We start from the raw sequence: 15,238 nt of genomic DNA on the forward strand, positions 1-15,238 counted from the left end.
CTGTTCCCAAACAAGGAGGTTGGAACCATGGCACTTCCTGCACGACGTGCATCCGACATCGCGTTCTGGAGTCCCTTCCGCGTCTTCGACGACGCCCGGGGTCGCGAGCTCGCCGAGTTCGGTTCACGTTTCAACGAGTTGGTGGATGCCGCATTCGCCGGCGTCGAGCCGATGCGCGGGTGGACCCCGGCGGTGACGATCGAGGAGACCGACGAGGCATATGTCCTCGAGGCCGAGCTCCCGGGCATCAAGCGCGAGGACATCCACGTCGAGCTCGACGGGGGCGTCGTCCATCTGCACGGCGAGACCACCGAGGTCGAGCGCAAGGGCGAGGTACGTCATCAGACGCGCCGCACCGGCAGGTTCGACTACCGGGTGTCGCTGCCCGGCGAGGTCGACGCCGACAAGGTCGAGGCCGGACTCGCCGACGGCGTCCTCCGCCTGAACCTGGCGAAGGCCTCCCCGGCCAAGCCGCGGTCGATCGAGATCACCGAGAACTGAGCACACCGATCACACCGGCGGTCGCCCGTACCAGGCGGGTGACCGCCGGTATGTCGCGCCGGTCGGCGCTGGTCATTCACCTCATCGACGCCAGGTATGTCGGAGTTGCGCCCGGACCGATAGGGTCGGGCGCGTGGAGATCCTGCTGATCATCATCGTGGCGTTGCTGTTGATCATCGCGGTCGTCGTGGTGTTCAACTTCCTGGGCAATCGCAAGCTCCGGCAAGCCGAGGCCGACGCGTTGCGTCAGCGCGCCTACCGCCCGGGCGACCCGTTCTCCACTGCCGACGACGACGCCGTTCGCGGCGATCCGCGCGCGCTCAAGCCCGGCGACCTGGTGGACCTGCGTGGTGAGACCTACGCGGTCCGGGGCACGCTGCGTCTGGCCCAGGACGGTTACGTCTGGAGCGAGAACTTTCTCGACACCGGCACCGGCCGCAAGGCATGGATCTCCGTCGAAGACGACCCGGATCTGGAAGTCGTCCTCTGGCACGAGCTCACCGGTGTGACCCTGAGCCCCGGGCCATCCACCGTCGAACTCGACGGACGTCGCTACACCTTCGACGAATCAGGCGGCGCCCGGTTCACCTCCGCCGGAACTACCGGCCTCGCCGCGAACGGCTCGATGCGGTACCACGACTACGAGGCCGGCACCGAGCGACTGTCCTTCGAGGACTTCGGTTCCGGCTGGGAATGCGCTCGCGGCGAGGTGATCGCGCGCAGCGAGTACCGCATCTACCCGAGCGACCCCACGCCGGGACAGTGACCGCCCAGACCCGGCTGCAGGTGCCCTACGCCGACACGAGCGCACGACAACTCGGGTTCTCCCTCCACGCCGGCCTGCAGCAGGCGCTGGCCCGCTGTGACCAGGTCGTCGGCGGCCGGACGATCTCGCTGCGACTGCTCGGTGCAAGCCATCAGGTGGTGATCGACGACGGCGCCGATCGCCTGTGCGAGACCGTCGCCTGTCTGCCGGGACTCGACGGGCATCTGCCCGGACGATTCGAGCAGCGGGGGTACACGTTCACCTCCCGCATCGAGCCCTGCGATCGCACCGAGATGCAGAATGTGGTCGGCGAGTTGACGCGGCGCTGTGAGGCACACCGTGCCGTCGGCGCGCCCGCGATCCTCGGACACTTTCCCGGCCGCCCGCTGGCCGTCACCGCTGTCCTGGCGAACGGTGAGCTCCACGTCGGCACCGACGACCACACGTCCTGCGACGTCCTCCGCTGGGAGACCTGGCACACCTACCCGCAGAGCGCCGAGCTCGTCGTGACATCGAGCGTGTTGCACCTGTCCTCGCGGGTGAGCCGATGACGCGTCCTCCCCCACCGGGTTTCGGCCCACCGGCCGGCTTCGGCCCGGACCCGAACGCCCCGGACCCACGCCGCGGAATCCGCCGCACCCGCAACATCATCATCGGCGTCATCGTGGTGGTCGCGCTGCTGGCCATCGTCGGGTCGTGCTCGGTCAAGGCCGTCCGCGGTCTCGGCGGCGACAATGCCAGCGCCCGCAACTACATCACGTCGCACTATCAGCGAGACCCATCGCTCGACGAGAGCGACGTCGATGCTTATGTCGCACAAGGCACACCGAGTTCGGTGGCCGCCGAGCTCGATGACGTTGAGCAACCGACCGATCAACGGGCCGGCGACACGTCGGGTACGGCGAACGTCGCCGGGACGCAGTTCCTGCAGTATCCGGAGTACCTGATCGGGTTGTTCCCGCTGGCGGCCGGCACGACGCGTGTCATGCTCAGTCGCGATTACCAATCCGGATACCGTCACTACCACCCCTATGTCGGCGGATTCTGGGTTCCGACACCGAATTACGGTGGGTCGGGCAGCAACTATCGCGGCGGCGGATCCGGTGGCGGTGGCAAATGATCGTGATCACCGCCCACCTGCACATCGCAAGCGCACCATCATCTGAACCGGAGGAGACACCGTGCTCACGAGACTGATCGAGAACGCTTACGCCGCAGCGGCCTACGGTGGCACCGGCATGATCCTCATGCTCGTGGGATTTGCGGTGATCGATGCGCTGACGCCCGGCAATCTCCGCCACCTGCTGTGGGCCGACCGCAATCGCAATGCCGGAATTCTGGTCGGTTCCAATGCCTTCGCGGTGGCCATCATCGTCGCCGCCGCCATCGTGGCCAGTGAGGGCCGGCTGGTGGAAGGCCTCACCTACACGGTCGTCTACACCATCATCGGCATCGCCATCATGACGGTGATGTTCCTCGTCATCGACCTCTTCACGCCCGGCAAGCTGGGCGAGTTGGTGGTCCATCCCGACAGCCACCCGGCGGTGTGGGTGCATGGTGTGGTCCACATCGGCATCGCACTCATCGTCGCCGTGTCGATCCTCTGACACACCCTCGCGATCGTGACGACCACCGAAGAGTCCGCCCCGTCGACGCAGTCCCCTGACCGCGTCGCGAGCCCGGCACGCTGGGCGCGCGCCGGATTACTCGCGGTGGTGTTCGTCTGCGCCGCATGCGGGCTCGTCTATGAGCTGGCGCTCGTCTCGCTCGGCTCGTTCCTCATCGGCAACACCGCCACCCAGGCCTCGATCGTGCTCGCGGTGATGGTGTTCGCGATGGGCGTGGGTTCGCTTGCCGCGAAACCCCTCCAGTCCCGGGCGATCACCGCATTCGCCGCCGTGGAACTCGCGCTCGCACTGCTCGGCGGGCTGTCGGTGCTGGTCCTGTACGCCGCCTTCGCGTATCTGTCGCTCTACACACCGGCACTCGTGGTCGTGGCGTTCGTACTCGGGTTGCTGATCGGCGCCGAGATTCCGCTGTTGATGGTGCTGCTCCAACGAATCCGACGTCAGGACGCCGGCAGCGCGGTCGCGGACATGTTCGCCGTCGACTACATCGGCGCACTGATCGGTGGGCTGTGCTTCCCGTTCCTGCTGCTACCGCTGTTCGGTCAACTCGAGGGTGCACTGATCGTCGGGCTGGTCAACGCCGCGGCCGGCTGCTTCCTGGTGTTCGTGGTGTTCCGCCGTGAGTTGGGACGCGCTCGGCGGACAGTCCTCGGCGTCGCGTCCGTCGTCGTCATCGGAGTCCTGGTCGGTGGACTGATGCTGGCGGGCCGGTTCGAGGTGACGGCCCGGCAGGCCATGTTCCGCGATCCGATCGTGGCGGCCGAACGCACTCCGTATCAGGACATCGTGATCACCGAACGGCGCACTCCGGTGGGCGCGGACACCCGGCTCTACCTCAACGGCGACCTGCAGTTCTCCTCGATCGACGAGTACCGCTACCACGAGTCGCTGGTGCACCCGGCGATGGCGGGTCCACATGCCTCGGTGCTGATCCTGGGCGGCGGCGATGGTCTGGCCCTGCGCGAGGTGCTGCGCTACCCCGATGCGTCGGCCACGCTGGTCGAGCTCGATCCGGAGATGATCCGGCTGGCCCGCACCGACGCTCGGCTGCTGTCGCTCAACCGCGGTTCCATGACCGACGCGCGCAGCACGGTGGTCACGGCCGACGCGTTCACGTGGTTGCGCGGCAGTCGTGAGCTGTTCGACGTGATCATCGTCGACATGCCCGATCCCGACGAGTCGGCCACCGCGAAGCTCTACTCGACCGAGTTCTACTCGCTGGTGCGGGCACACCTTTCCGACGGTGGTCGCGCGGTGGTGCAGGCCGGTTCCCCGTACTTCGCGCCGAAGTCCTTCTGGTGCATCGGTTCCACCCTGCGGGATGCGGGGTTCGCGACGACCCCATATCACGTCGACGTGCCGTCGTTCGGCGATTGGGGGTACTTCCTGGTCGGGCGCACCCCACCATCACTCGGGCTCGACGCGCCCGGACCGCTACGCTTTCTCACCGCCGACGAACTCGCCTCCGCCGCAGTGTTCCCCGCCGACCGCCCGCGGCTCGACCTCCCGCCGTCGACACTGATGGACCCGCGGATTCTGCGGTACGCACAGGGCGAGTGGTCGGTGTACTGAACTGCATGCTCGTCGTAGGGCGGCCGATCAGCCGATCCGGGTACCGCGGCGATCGGTGGACCGCATGGCCGGGCAGATCGACTCCCGTCATGTCGCGATCGCCGGCACCACGACCGCGAGAGGATGACAGAGTGGAATCCATGTCCGGTGGGTTGGGCGTCGCCCTCGCGGTGGTCGCCGTGCTGATCATCGTCGCGGTGATCGTCCTCGTCCGCACCCGGCGGGTGGTTGCGACCCCCGCCGAACGCGCGGTGCACTTCGCGCTGCAGACCGCCTCGCAGGCTGCGCGTTCCCTGCGTGCCGGGCTGTCCATCGACTCCGCGCGCGACGCCCTCCCGCATCTGCGTGCACTCACCGCGGCGGAAGGCGTTGCGCTCTATGACGAACACGGCGCACTCCTCGCACACGAACCGGCCGACGGTCCGCTGTGGGACGACGAACTCGTCGACGCCTCCGCACGTGCGGCGACGACCGCGGAATCCGATCAGCGACAGCTCCTGGTCAACGACCCCTGCGGCACCGAATCTCCCGTTCGGGCGCTGATCGCGCAACCGCTCGTCGGCGACGACGTCAGCGTCGGGGTGCTGGTGGTGGCCACCAAAGCCCGGCCGGGCCCCGGCATGCTCGGCGCCGTCGGCGAAGTGGCCCGCTACGTGTCGAGTCAGATCGAACTCGCGGAGTTGGAGGCATCGCGCGCCCGGCTCGACCGCGCCGAGGTGCTGGCGCTCCGCGCGCAGATCAGCCCCCACTTCATCTACAACGCGCTGAACACCATCGCGTCGTTTGTCCGGACCGACCCCGATCGCGCCCGCGAACTGATCCTCGACTTCGCGGACTTCACCCGATACTCCTTTCGGGCGGCCGGCGAGTACACCCTGCTCGCCGACGAACTGCGCAACATCGACCGCTACCTGACCCTGGAACGGGCCCGCTTCGGGCCCGCGCTGACCGTGAAACTGCAGGTGTCGCCGGAGGTCCTGAATGTCGTCGTGCCGTTTCTGGCACTGCAACCGCTGGTGGAGAATGCGGTCCGCCACGGGCTGGCGGGAAAAGGCGGGGGCACGGTCTCCATCACCGCGATCGACGAGGGCGCCGACTGTGTGATCACCATCGAGGACGACGGGGTCGGGATGGACCCGGAACTCCTGCGGTCCGGCGACATCGACGCGCTGGACCCCGCGACGAGCAGTTCCTCCCCGGAGCGCTCCGAACGCAACGAGTCCGAGGGCGCCCACGTCGGACTGACGAATGTCGACCATCGGCTGCGAGCCGCATTCGGCAACGATTACGGTCTAGTGGTCGATACGGGGATCGGCGCGGGGACCCGGGTCGGCATGCGGGTACCGAAGTTCCGAGCTGGGATTCGCGCCTAGGTGCTGCGGCCGTTGAAGGAGGTGCCGATGTCCCTGGTGGTCCTCGCCGTCGACGACGAACCGCCGGCGCTCGACGAATTGGCGTACCTGCTCGGCAAACAACCCGAGGTCACCGAGGTCCACACTGCCGGTGACGCAACCCATGCGCTGCGGGAACTCAACGAACGCCGTATCGACGCGATCTTCCTCGACATCAACATGCCGGGCTTCAGCGGCCTCGAACTCGCCGGGGTACTGCCGCGCTACTCGGATCCACCGAGCGTGGTGTTCGTGACCGCGCACGACGACAAGGCCGTCGATGCGTTCGACGTCGGTGCCGTCGACTACCTGCTCAAGCCCCTGCGTGAACAGCGTCTCGCGCGGGCCATCTCCCGCGTCATCGCCTCCCGCGAAGCGGCCCCTCGAGCACCCGAGGCCGCCACGCCCACACCGACCGGCTCCGACGAGGTGATCCCGGTGGAACTGTCCGGGGTGACCTCACTGGTCCGTCGAGACACGATCTCCTGGGTGGAGGCGGTCGGCGACTATGCCCGGCTGCACTCCGAATCCGGTGCACACCTGGTGCGGATACCGTTGTCCACGTTGGAGGCCCGGTGGCAGGAGCACGGCTTCCGGAGGGTGCATCGCTCGTACCTGGTCGCGCTGCGGATGGTCACCGGACTGCGGTCATCCGGTTCGACGACGGTCGTGTGTGTCCGGGCGAACGGCGTTTCCGAGGCGGTCGAACTACCGGTCAGCCGACGACAACTCCGCGAGCTCAAGGACCTGCTCATCCGCGATCCGATGCGCCAGTTCCGATCCGACGCCGACACCTGATGCCACCATGAGTGATCAGACACCACGTCGCGAACGTGTCATCCTGTCCCAGCGGCGCGGGGCACGGATGGTGCGCACACGCGTCGAGGTCCAGGAGCAGACCGAGGTCGGCGACGCACTGGTGCGGGGGCTGATGCGCGCACAACTCGGTCTGGCCCTGCGGCTGGCCCTGGCCGTGATCACGATCATCGTCGCCATCCCGTTGACCGGAAGCATCTTTCCCTGGCTGACCACTGTGAGCGTCGCCGGGATCCGACTGAACTGGGTGATCCTGGTGGTGACGCTCTATCCCCTGCTCTACGCCACCGGCCGCATCTACGTACGTCTCGCCGAGCAGGCCGAGCGCGACTTCCTGGGAGTCGTCGATGACGACACGTGAGCACTCATGAGCACCGATGTCGATGGCCTCACCGCGACCGCGCTGGCCCTGGCGGCCATCGCGACCGTCGCGGTCGGGGCGTACGGAGGTCGGCGCTCGCGCACCACGTCAGACTTCCTGGTCGCGTCGCGCAGTGTCGGCCCGCGCTGGAACGCCGCCGCCATCTCGGGTGAATACCTCTCGGCCGCATCATTTCTCGGCGTGGCCGGACTCGTCGCCAAGTACGGCGCCGACGCCCTGTGGTATCCGGTCGGTTTCACCGCGGGCTATCTGGGACTGCTGCTCTTCGTGGCCGCGCCGCTGCGCAGATCGGGCGCCTACACCGTGCCAGACTTCGCCGAGTTCCGCCTGAACTCATCCGGCGCCCGGCTGGCCGCGATGACCGTCGTCGTGGTGGTGTGTGTGCTCTACCTGATCCCCCAGCTACAGGGCGCAGGCCTGACCCTGCACATCTTGTTGGGCGTACCGGTGTGGACCGGGGCGGTGGCCGTGGGCGCCATCGTCATCGTCAACGTGGTCGGCGGCGGGATGCGATCGATCACCTTCGTGCAGGCATTCCAGTATTGGCTCAAGCTCACCGCCATCGCCGTGCCGGCCCTCGTGCTGCTCGGGGTGTTCCTGAGCGATCGGTCGGCGCTGGGGGACCCGGTTCCCCCGCGTGTGGACCATGCGACGACGGTCGACGTCACCACCGACGTGACCGTGACGGTGACCGAACTGGGCGGGCTTTCGGTCACCGGTGTGCTCGACGGGAATCCTGTCGACGCCGCGCCGATCCCCACCACGGGTGAGCATGACCTCGCGGCCGGAACCGTCATCCACCTCGAGGCCGGCGCCGCGACTCCGGTTGTCGAGGGCGCGCCGACCACCGGGGAGGACTGGATCGCATCCGGCCGCGGCCTCGGTGGCACACATCCGCTGTTCGAGGTGCTCTCGCTGATCGTCGCGACCTTCCTCGGCACGATGGGTCTGCCGCATGTCCTCGTGCGGTTCTACACCAATCCCGACGGACGGTCGGCACGTCGGACAGCCCTGACGGTGATCGCCCTGCTCTCGTTGTTCTATCTGTTCCCGACGGTGCTGGGTGTGCTCGCCCGACTGTATGTGCCGCAACTGCTGATCACCGGGACGTCCGATGCCGCCGTGCTGCTACTGCCGAGCGCCGCCGTCGGCGGCCTCGTCGGGCAGATCCTCGCCGCGCTCGTCGCCGCCGGCGCGATCGCCGCCTTCCTCGCGACATCGTCGGGACTGCTGGTGAGTGTGGCCGGTGCACTGGCCACCGACGTGTTGCGTGGGCGCGTCCGCGACTTCCGCATCGCCGCGCTCATCGGCGGGCTGATACCGATCGGACTGTCGTTGGCGGCCTCGTCGCTCGAACTGTCGCGCACGGTCGGTCTGGTCTTCGCGGTCGCCGCGTCGACGCTGTGCCCGCTGCTGGTGCTCGGGATCTGGTGGCGCGGACTCACGGCGGCGGGAGCGATCACCGGCCTCGCCGTCGGGGGCGTGTCGTCGGGAGTGGCCACGAGCCTGGCCATCGCAGGTGTCGTCGACACCGAGGTCCTGGGCGGCTGGCCGGCGGAGATCATCGGCTATCCGGCCGCCGTCACCGTGCCGTTGGCCTTCGCGACGATGATCGTCGTCAGTCTGGCGACGAAACGTCACCTGCCCACCGACCTGTCCCGAACCTTCGCCCGGATGCACGTTCCGGAGCGGCTGGGCATGGGAATCGAGCGGCTGCCCAAAGAGTGACGCGTCCCCTCCGGTTCCTCCCCCGGGTGTTGCCAGATCCCCCGGCTGTGCAGTGGAGGATGTGGCGATACCCGGGGACGAGCCGAACCGCCGGACCGTTCGTCGGGCCACATCGACCGTCCACCGCAGAGTCGCCCGGCTTCGGCGTGTGACCCACGCCACCCCATTCTGGTGTGAGCTGCACCTCAATACTCTTCTGATTCACAAGGCATCACACACCAATCAGGAGGTAGGCGTGTCCACGATCGAACATCCACCGGGCCCGGCGCCGCACTCGCCGACCGGCGCACAGTTTCTCGAGGTACAGGCAAGTCCGGAGTTCCAGGATCTCCGTACCCGGCTGCGGCGGTTCGTCTTCCCGCTGACGGCCTTCTTCCTGATCTGGTACGCGATCTACGTGCTGCTCGGCGCGTTCGCCCACGACTTCATGGCGACCAAGGTGTGGGGCGACATCAACGTCGGCCTGATCCTCGGTCTGCTGCAATTCGTCACGACCTTCGTGATCACCGGCATGTACGTGCGGTTCGCGAACCGTGACCTCGATCCGCGCGCATCCGCGATCCGTGACGAGATGGAAGAGCAGGTCGTCGCATGAGTTCCTCGCAGACCTACGTCGTGGCAGCCGCGGTCGGCAATCCGGTCGCCAACATCTCGATCTTCGTCGCCTTCGTCGCGATCACCATGTACGTGGTGATCCGCGCCAGCAAGAACAACAAGTCGGCCGCCGACTTCTTCACCGGCGGCCGCGGCTTCACCGGGCCACAGAACGGCATCGCGATCGCCGGCGACTATCTGTCCGCCGCGAGCTTCCTGGGTATCGCCGGCGCCATCGCGGTCTACGGCTACGACGGCTTCCTGTACTCGATCGGCTTCCTGGTCGCGTGGCTGGTGGCGCTGCTCCTGGTGGCCGAATTGCTCCGCAACACCGGCAAATTCACCATGGCCGACGTCCTGAGCTTCCGTCTGAAGCAACGGCCGGTCCGACTTGCCGCCGCGATCTCCACCCTCGCGGTCTCCCTGTTCTACCTGCTGGCGCAGATGGCCGGTGCCGGTGGCCTGGTCGCGCTGCTCCTCGACATCGAGGGCCGCGTCGGTCAGTCGATCGTGATCGCGATCGTCGGCGCGCTGATGATCGTCTACGTACTCATCGGCGGCATGAAGGGCACCACCTGGGTGCAGATCATCAAGGCGGTGCTGCTGATCGCCGGCGCGGCGGTGATGACGTTCATCGTGCTCGCCAAGTTCGGCATGAACCTGTCATCGATCCTCGGCTCGGCCCAGGACGCCATCACCGGCTCGGCGGATGAAAAGGTCGCTGCCCGTGACGTTCTCGCGCCGGGTGCCCAGTACGGCGGCTCGTTCACCTCGCAGATCAACTTCCTGTCGCTGGCCGTCGCGCTCGTCCTCGGCACCGCCGGCCTGCCGCATGTGCTGATGCGCTTCTACACCGTGCCGACCGCCAAGGAAGCCCGCAAGTCGGTGGTCTGGGCGATCGCCCTGATCGGCGCGTTCTACCTGTTCACCCTGATCCTCGGCTACGGCGCCGCAGCCCTGGTGGGGCCGGACAAGATCATGGCCGCCGCGGGCAAGCAGAACTCGGCCGCACCGCTGCTGGCATTCGAACTCGGTGGCGTGGTGCTCCTGGGCATCATCTCCGCGGTGGCGTTCGCCACCATCCTCGCCGTCGTCGCCGGCCTCGCCATCACCGCATCGGCGTCCTTCGCCCACGACATCTACGGCTCGGTGATCAAGCGGGGCAAGGCAAGTGAGGACGATCAGGTTCGGGTGTCGCGCTACACCGTGGTGGTGCTCGGTATCATGGGCATCATCCTGGGCATCCTGGCCAACGGCCAGAACATCGCGTTCCTGGTGGCGCTGGCCTTCGCGATCGCCGCGGCGGCCAACCTGCCGACCATCCTGTACTCGCTCTACTGGAAGCGGTTCAACACCCGTGGCGCACTGTGGAGCATCTATGGTGGCCTGATCTCCACGATCGTGCTGATCATCTTCTCCCCGGCCGTCTCCGGTTCGGCGACCGCGATGATCCCCGGCGCGGACTTCGCCTGGTTCCCGCTGTCGAACCCGGGCATCATCTCGATCCCCATCGGCTTCATCCTGGGCATCGTCGGCACGCTGACATCACCGGCGGATACCGGAACCCCGGAACGCAATGCGGAGATGGAGGTCCGCTCGCTGACCGGTGTGGGCGCGGAAAAGGCTGTCGTGCACTAGGTTCGCTGCCCGCTCCCCCGTTTCGTTCCCGCTGCATCGATAGATGCAGCGGGAACGAAACGGATCCGCGACAACGAGGTCGCGCCGACTGCTCAGTCCTGAATCCGCGCGAAGGGCTGCGCCGCCTCCAGTTCGAAGGCCAGCTCGAGCAGTGTGCGTTCGCGCCCGATGTCGGCGGCGAAGTGGATGCCCAACGGCAGACCGTCCGACGTCTGGCCGATCGGCAGGCTGATTGCCGGTGTCCCCGAGGTGTTGTTGGCCGGCGTGAAGGCGACGTAGTGGATCAGCCGTTCGAAGATCTCGTCGAAATCGCCTCCGGGGTCGAGATATCCGATCCTGGGGGTGGTGTGCGCGAGGGTCGGTGTCATCAGCAGGTCAAAGGTGTCGAAGACCATACGTAGCGTTGCGGTCGCACGCTTGAGTCCGATGATCGTCGACGGGGTTCGCCAGAACGCACGCAGGTAGCGCCGCGATAGCCCGCGCGTGAACGGGTCGAGCGCATCGCGATCGAAGTCCTTGCCCACCAGGAGTCTTCCGAGGTGGTCCATCGATGCCGCGAGCATCGACCAGTATTCGGTGAACTGACGAACGAAGGTGGCGTCGAGGGGTACCGGGATCACCTCGACGTGATGGCCGAGCCCGGTGAGCAACTCGGCCGACGCAGTGAGCGCGGCTCTGGTGTCGGCATCGATGTCCTGCCCGGTCACCGTCGAGTCGATCATCCCGATGCGCAGGCGACGCGCACCGGGCCCCTCAACGAGGCCGACCGCCGGCAGGTCGGTCGGCGACCGGAACGTCTCGGCGTCGGCGATGAAATGCGCTGTGTCCCGGACGGTTCGGCTGAGGACTCCGTTGGAGATGATGTCGATCGGGAGCACGCGGCCGGTCGGCGACGGAGCGACCCGGCCGCGAGACGGCTTGAGCCCCACCAGGCCGCAGGCGGCCGCCGGGATGCGGATCGACCCGCCACCGTCGTTGCCGTGCGCGATCGGCAGCGCTCCCGACGCGACCAGCGCGGCGGCACCGCCCGACGAGGCACCCGACGAGAAGTCGGTGTCCCACGGGTTTCGGGTGGGTTCACGGTCGACGAACTCGGTGGTGGCGGTGAGACCGAACGCGGGCAGCGTCGAGGCGCCGACGATGTTGACGCCCGTGGAGAGGAACTGATCGGTGAACGGCTCGTTGGCCTTGGCGGTCAGATCCGGCATGGCCGCCGAACCGTTTCCCACCGGCAGCCCTTCGAACAGGGTGTTGTTCTTGATGATCGACGGCACGCCCGCGAACGACCCCGCCGGAAAGGTATCGTCGGCGACCCGCTTGCGGGCCCGGTCCCGGTCGTCGACCGCCACGGCGTTCAGTGCCGGGTTGACGGAATCGATGCGGGCCAGCGCCGCCTCGAGCGCCTCGGCGGCGGAGAACTCACCGGCGCGGATCGCGCCCGCGATTCCCACCCCGTCGCGGTCGCCGAGAACGTCGTCACCGAACGCGTGGACGTACTTCATGCGCTGAGGTTAGCGCGATCGGGCGCTCCGATCGGTCATGCGCATGACATCGGACGCCAGAGCCTCCGCATACGCGGCGTCGAGGGCGAGGCCGAAGACCGCATGGTGATAGAGCGGTGCGATGACGTGATCGAGGATCTGCCGGACCGTCGGCGCATCCTGTTCGCGTGTGGTCGCGCGGCCGACCATCTCCTCGGCCTGCTGCCGGCGGATCTCCCAGCACGGACATTCCTCCACGACGTCGTTGCGCGCGAACACCATTGCGCGCAGGTACGCGCGACGCTTCGGGCGACCGATGTCTGCGGCGATGATCCGCGACCACTCGGCGAGGTCGTCGGCGAGTTCGCCGGTGTCGGGCAGAAATTCGCCCTGGGTCAGCGCCGCGACGGCCACCTCGCCCAGCAAGGCCTCGATCGTGCCCCACCGGCGGTAGATGCTCGTCGGGTTCACCTCGGCGAGTTCGGCGACCTCCGGGATGGTCATGGTGTCGCGCCGGCCGGCCCCGACGAGCTGCCCGACCGCGGCGTAGACCGCCGACTGCACCCGTGCACTGCGACCGCCGGGGCGCTTCGACCGGGACGACCCTGCGGAAGTGCGGGTCTCGGTCGTGCCGGGATCGGTACCGACGTCCGCGTGGGAACTACTCATGCAACCATTATTGCAAATCGAGTTGCTTTTGTGCAGAGCCGTGGCTATGTTCAATCTAACGCAAACGTCTTTGCTTTAGGAGATGACGATGACTCGGTTGCATCCGCACCGCGCGTTCTGGGTGATCACGGCAACCTTCGTGATGGTCCTCTTCGCCTCCGCTGCACCCTCACCGCTCTACCCCGTCTACCAGCAGCTGTGGGGTTTCTCGGCGTTCACCCTCACCGCCGTCTTCGCGATCTACGTCGCGACGATGCTGGTCAGCCTGCTGACCGTCGGCTCGCTCTCCGACCACATCGGACGACGACCGGTGCTCGCCGCCTCCCTGGTCCTGCTGATCGCGAGCATGGTGTTGTTCGTCTCGGCCGACGACGTCGGCGTCCTGATGGCAGCCCGCGCACTACAGGGTCTGGCCACCGGCGCCGCGATGGGCACGCTCACCGCGACGGTCGTCGACCTGCAGCCGACGCCGCGACTGGGCTCCGCGATCACCGGCGCCGCACCGGCGATCGGTCTGGCCGGTGGCGTCGCCATCGCCGGACTCTTCGTCGAGTACGCCCCGGCTCCGCGGTTCCTGGTGTACGAGGTCATCCTCGCGCTCTTCGCGGTCCTGCTGATCGCGCTGCTACTGGTCCCGGAGACCTCGGACCGGATCGGATTCACCTCCCGACGTCACCTGTTCGCGACCCTGGCCCCGCAGGTGCGACTGCCCGCACAGGTGCGACGTGTGTTCCTCGCGGCCGTGCCGGCGCTGGTCGCCACCTGGTCACTGGGCGGTCTTTACCTCTCACTCGGCTCCTCGGTGGTCGCGCGTGTGTTCGGCGTCGACAACCACGCCGAGGCCGGAGTCCTGCTGTTCGTGTTCTTCGCCTCGGCCGCGGTCACCTCGCTCGTGATCACCGGGCGTTCGGCGGCGACCAAACTCGCATTCGGTTACCCGGCCCTTGCCGGTGGCGCAATCGTCTCGCTGGCCGGGGTACTCGGCGAGGCGTTGCCGCTCTACGTCGCCGGTTCGGTCATCGCGGGCGCCGGTTTCGCGGCGACATTCCTGGGTGCACTCGACAGCATCAGCGCCGCCACACCCGCGCAGCAGCGAGGCCAGGTCTTCTCGTCGGTCTTCGTCGCGAGCTATCTCGCGTTCAGCCTGCCCGCCGTCGTGGCCGGGATCATCGTGTCGCACATCGGTTTGCGGGAGACGGTCCTCGGCTATGTGGCCTACGTCCTGGTGCTGGCGGTCGTCGGCGCGCTCACGAACGCCGGCATCCGTCGGCGGTCGACGCGAAGCAGCGGCTCGACGACGACCGTCCCGGCGGAGTCCGAGTGCGCGATCTCAGCGCGGCGCTGAGATCGCGCACGTCGCCGGCCCGACCAACTCGCCTGCGAGCAACTCGGCCGTCGAGAACTCCCCGGACGGACCAGCAGCGGCATCAGGTCGGTGACCCCTGCACACCCGCGCCGACGATTCGCGCGGCCATGTCCGCCTGGAACTCACCGATCTGCTCCGGCGTCATCGCACCTGACTCCCGGTACCAGCGCGCCACATCGACCCCCATCGACAGCAGCAGCGTCGTTGTTGCCTGGGGGTCGTCGACGTCGAAGGCGCCGCTCGCGACGCCGACGTCGACGATCACCCCCACACGCCGGGCGACCTCACGGCGCATGACTGCGATGGCCTCACGATGCTCCGCCGACAGCGAGTCCAACTCGTAGTTGACGACCCTCGACCACACGTGATCCCGAGCATGGTGGGCTGCCAACGCGCCGATCACGGCCCGGAGCCGCGCGGCGGGCGGCCGCGCGGGGTCGTCGGCATCGTCGATCAACTCCAGGAACGCCCGGTGCCCGGCGTCGGAGAGTTCGTAGAGCACCTCTTCCTTGGACCGGAAATGCACATACACCGCAGCCGGACTCATCTGCGCTCCGGTCGCGATGTCGCGGGTGGTCGTCGCGGCGAATCCCTTGGCCGCGAACGCCTCCACCGCGGCTCGCAACAGCCGTGAGCGCGCCTGGGCGGCGCGGGTCGACGGTTCCACGACTGACACGTCGCCGGCCTCCGTTTCTCATGAATTCCC

At 67.6% G+C, this 15,238-nt stretch carries 16 protein-coding genes; 13 read left to right on the plus strand and 3 right to left on the minus strand.

Features of this window, described 5'->3' with window-relative positions:
* Positions 1 to 27 precede the first annotated feature (27 nt).
* The 12 genes from AC4AMJ_RS20785 (at position 28) to AC4AMJ_RS20840 (ending at position 11,016) form a co-directional block, all read left to right on the plus strand.
* Positions 28 to 501 carry an Hsp20/alpha crystallin family protein gene (locus tag AC4AMJ_RS20785; RefSeq protein WP_489899250.1) on the plus strand — a complete coding sequence of 158 codons (474 nt, stop codon included), beginning with the start codon at positions 28 to 30 and terminating at the stop codon, positions 499 to 501.
* 133 nt (positions 502 to 634) lie between these two features.
* The gene (locus AC4AMJ_RS20790; protein ID WP_489899249.1) at positions 635 to 1,267 is read left to right on the plus strand and encodes a DUF4178 domain-containing protein; all 633 of its coding nucleotides are present in this window, start codon (positions 635 to 637) and stop codon (positions 1,265 to 1,267) included.
* Positions 1,264 to 1,818 (plus strand): DUF2617 family protein, encoded by a 555-nt coding sequence (locus AC4AMJ_RS20795; protein WP_489899248.1) that lies wholly within the window; start codon positions 1,264 to 1,266, stop codon positions 1,816 to 1,818. Before AC4AMJ_RS20790 ends, AC4AMJ_RS20795 begins: the two co-directional genes overlap by 4 nt.
* Positions 1,815 to 2,387, plus strand: a complete 573-nt coding sequence (locus AC4AMJ_RS20800; RefSeq protein WP_489914409.1) for a DUF4247 domain-containing protein — start codon at positions 1,815 to 1,817, stop codon at positions 2,385 to 2,387. Before AC4AMJ_RS20795 ends, AC4AMJ_RS20800 begins: the two co-directional genes overlap by 4 nt.
* A 61-nt stretch (positions 2,388 to 2,448) precedes the next feature.
* Positions 2,449 to 2,874, plus strand: coding sequence for a DUF350 domain-containing protein (locus AC4AMJ_RS20805; RefSeq protein WP_489899246.1), 426 nt, complete (start codon positions 2,449 to 2,451; stop codon positions 2,872 to 2,874).
* 15 nt (positions 2,875 to 2,889) lie between these two features.
* A complete protein-coding gene (locus AC4AMJ_RS20810; RefSeq protein WP_489899245.1) occupies positions 2,890 to 4,467 on the plus strand; it encodes a polyamine aminopropyltransferase in 1,578 nt (525 codons plus the stop codon).
* A gap of 140 nt (positions 4,468 to 4,607) precedes the next feature.
* Positions 4,608 to 5,840 carry a sensor histidine kinase gene (locus AC4AMJ_RS20815; protein ID WP_489918479.1) on the plus strand — a complete coding sequence of 411 codons (1,233 nt, stop codon included), beginning with the start codon at positions 4,608 to 4,610 and terminating at the stop codon, positions 5,838 to 5,840.
* Between the two features lie 27 nt (positions 5,841 to 5,867).
* Complete coding sequence (locus tag AC4AMJ_RS20820) at positions 5,868 to 6,656, plus strand: LytR/AlgR family response regulator transcription factor (RefSeq protein ID WP_489914411.1); 789 nt, start codon at positions 5,868 to 5,870, stop codon at positions 6,654 to 6,656.
* A 7-nt stretch (positions 6,657 to 6,663) separates the two neighbouring features.
* Positions 6,664 to 7,035, plus strand: coding sequence for a hypothetical protein (locus AC4AMJ_RS20825; protein WP_489899242.1), 372 nt, complete (start codon positions 6,664 to 6,666; stop codon positions 7,033 to 7,035).
* 6 nt (positions 7,036 to 7,041) lie between these two features.
* Positions 7,042 to 8,784, plus strand: a complete 1,743-nt coding sequence (locus AC4AMJ_RS20830) for a sodium/solute symporter (RefSeq protein ID WP_489899241.1) — start codon at positions 7,042 to 7,044, stop codon at positions 8,782 to 8,784.
* A 235-nt stretch (positions 8,785 to 9,019) separates the two neighbouring features.
* Positions 9,020 to 9,379, plus strand: a complete 360-nt coding sequence (locus AC4AMJ_RS20835; RefSeq protein ID WP_489914413.1) for a DUF485 domain-containing protein — start codon at positions 9,020 to 9,022, stop codon at positions 9,377 to 9,379.
* Positions 9,376 to 11,016: a solute symporter family protein gene (locus tag AC4AMJ_RS20840; RefSeq protein WP_489899239.1), complete on the plus strand. Its 1,641-nt coding sequence runs from the start codon at positions 9,376 to 9,378 to the stop codon at positions 11,014 to 11,016. Before AC4AMJ_RS20835 ends, AC4AMJ_RS20840 begins: the two co-directional genes overlap by 4 nt.
* Positions 11,017 to 11,108: 92 nt before the next feature.
* Here AC4AMJ_RS20840 and AC4AMJ_RS20845 read toward each other — a convergent pair whose 3' ends face one another.
* Positions 11,109 to 12,518, minus strand: a complete 1,410-nt coding sequence (locus tag AC4AMJ_RS20845; protein ID WP_489899238.1) for an amidase — start codon at positions 12,516 to 12,518, stop codon at positions 11,109 to 11,111.
* Positions 12,519 to 12,527: 9 nt separating this feature from the next.
* The gene (locus tag AC4AMJ_RS20850; RefSeq protein WP_489900740.1) at positions 12,528 to 13,061 is read right to left on the minus strand and encodes a TetR-like C-terminal domain-containing protein; all 534 of its coding nucleotides are present in this window, start codon (positions 13,059 to 13,061) and stop codon (positions 12,528 to 12,530) included.
* A gap of 193 nt (positions 13,062 to 13,254) precedes the next feature.
* Between AC4AMJ_RS20850 and AC4AMJ_RS20855 the strand changes: the two genes are divergently transcribed.
* Complete coding sequence (locus tag AC4AMJ_RS20855; protein ID WP_489914415.1) at positions 13,255 to 14,511, plus strand: MFS transporter; 1,257 nt, start codon at positions 13,255 to 13,257, stop codon at positions 14,509 to 14,511.
* Positions 14,512 to 14,593: 82 nt separating this feature from the next.
* On the opposite strand, the gene AC4AMJ_RS20860 is transcribed toward AC4AMJ_RS20855, so the two are convergent.
* Positions 14,594 to 15,208, minus strand: a complete 615-nt coding sequence (locus AC4AMJ_RS20860; protein ID WP_489899236.1) for a TetR/AcrR family transcriptional regulator — start codon at positions 15,206 to 15,208, stop codon at positions 14,594 to 14,596.
* Between the last annotated feature and the right edge of the window lie 30 nt (positions 15,209 to 15,238).

This window comes from Gordonia sp. LMA484, assembly GCF_058129505.1.

Excerpts from the sequence above, each read along its gene's own strand:
- AC4AMJ_RS20785 (WP_489899250.1), top strand. The coding sequence starts at position 28 with ATGGCACTTCCTGCACGACGTGCATCCGACATCGCGTTCTGGAGTCCC.
- AC4AMJ_RS20800 (WP_489914409.1), top strand. The coding sequence starts at position 1,815 with ATGACGCGTCCTCCCCCACCGGGTTTCGGCCCACCGGCCGGCTTCGGC.
- AC4AMJ_RS20815 (WP_489918479.1), top strand. The coding sequence starts at position 4,608 with ATGTCCGGTGGGTTGGGCGTCGCCCTCGCGGTGGTCGCCGTGCTGATC.
- AC4AMJ_RS20820 (WP_489914411.1), top strand. The coding sequence starts at position 5,868 with ATGTCCCTGGTGGTCCTCGCCGTCGACGACGAACCGCCGGCGCTCGAC.
- AC4AMJ_RS20825 (WP_489899242.1), top strand. The coding sequence starts at position 6,664 with ATGAGTGATCAGACACCACGTCGCGAACGTGTCATCCTGTCCCAGCGG.
- AC4AMJ_RS20830 (WP_489899241.1), top strand. The coding sequence starts at position 7,042 with ATGAGCACCGATGTCGATGGCCTCACCGCGACCGCGCTGGCCCTGGCG.
- AC4AMJ_RS20840 (WP_489899239.1), top strand. The coding sequence starts at position 9,376 with ATGAGTTCCTCGCAGACCTACGTCGTGGCAGCCGCGGTCGGCAATCCG.
- AC4AMJ_RS20845 (WP_489899238.1), bottom strand. The coding sequence starts at position 12,518 with ATGAAGTACGTCCACGCGTTCGGTGACGACGTTCTCGGCGACCGCGAC.
- AC4AMJ_RS20855 (WP_489914415.1), top strand. The coding sequence starts at position 13,255 with ATGACTCGGTTGCATCCGCACCGCGCGTTCTGGGTGATCACGGCAACC.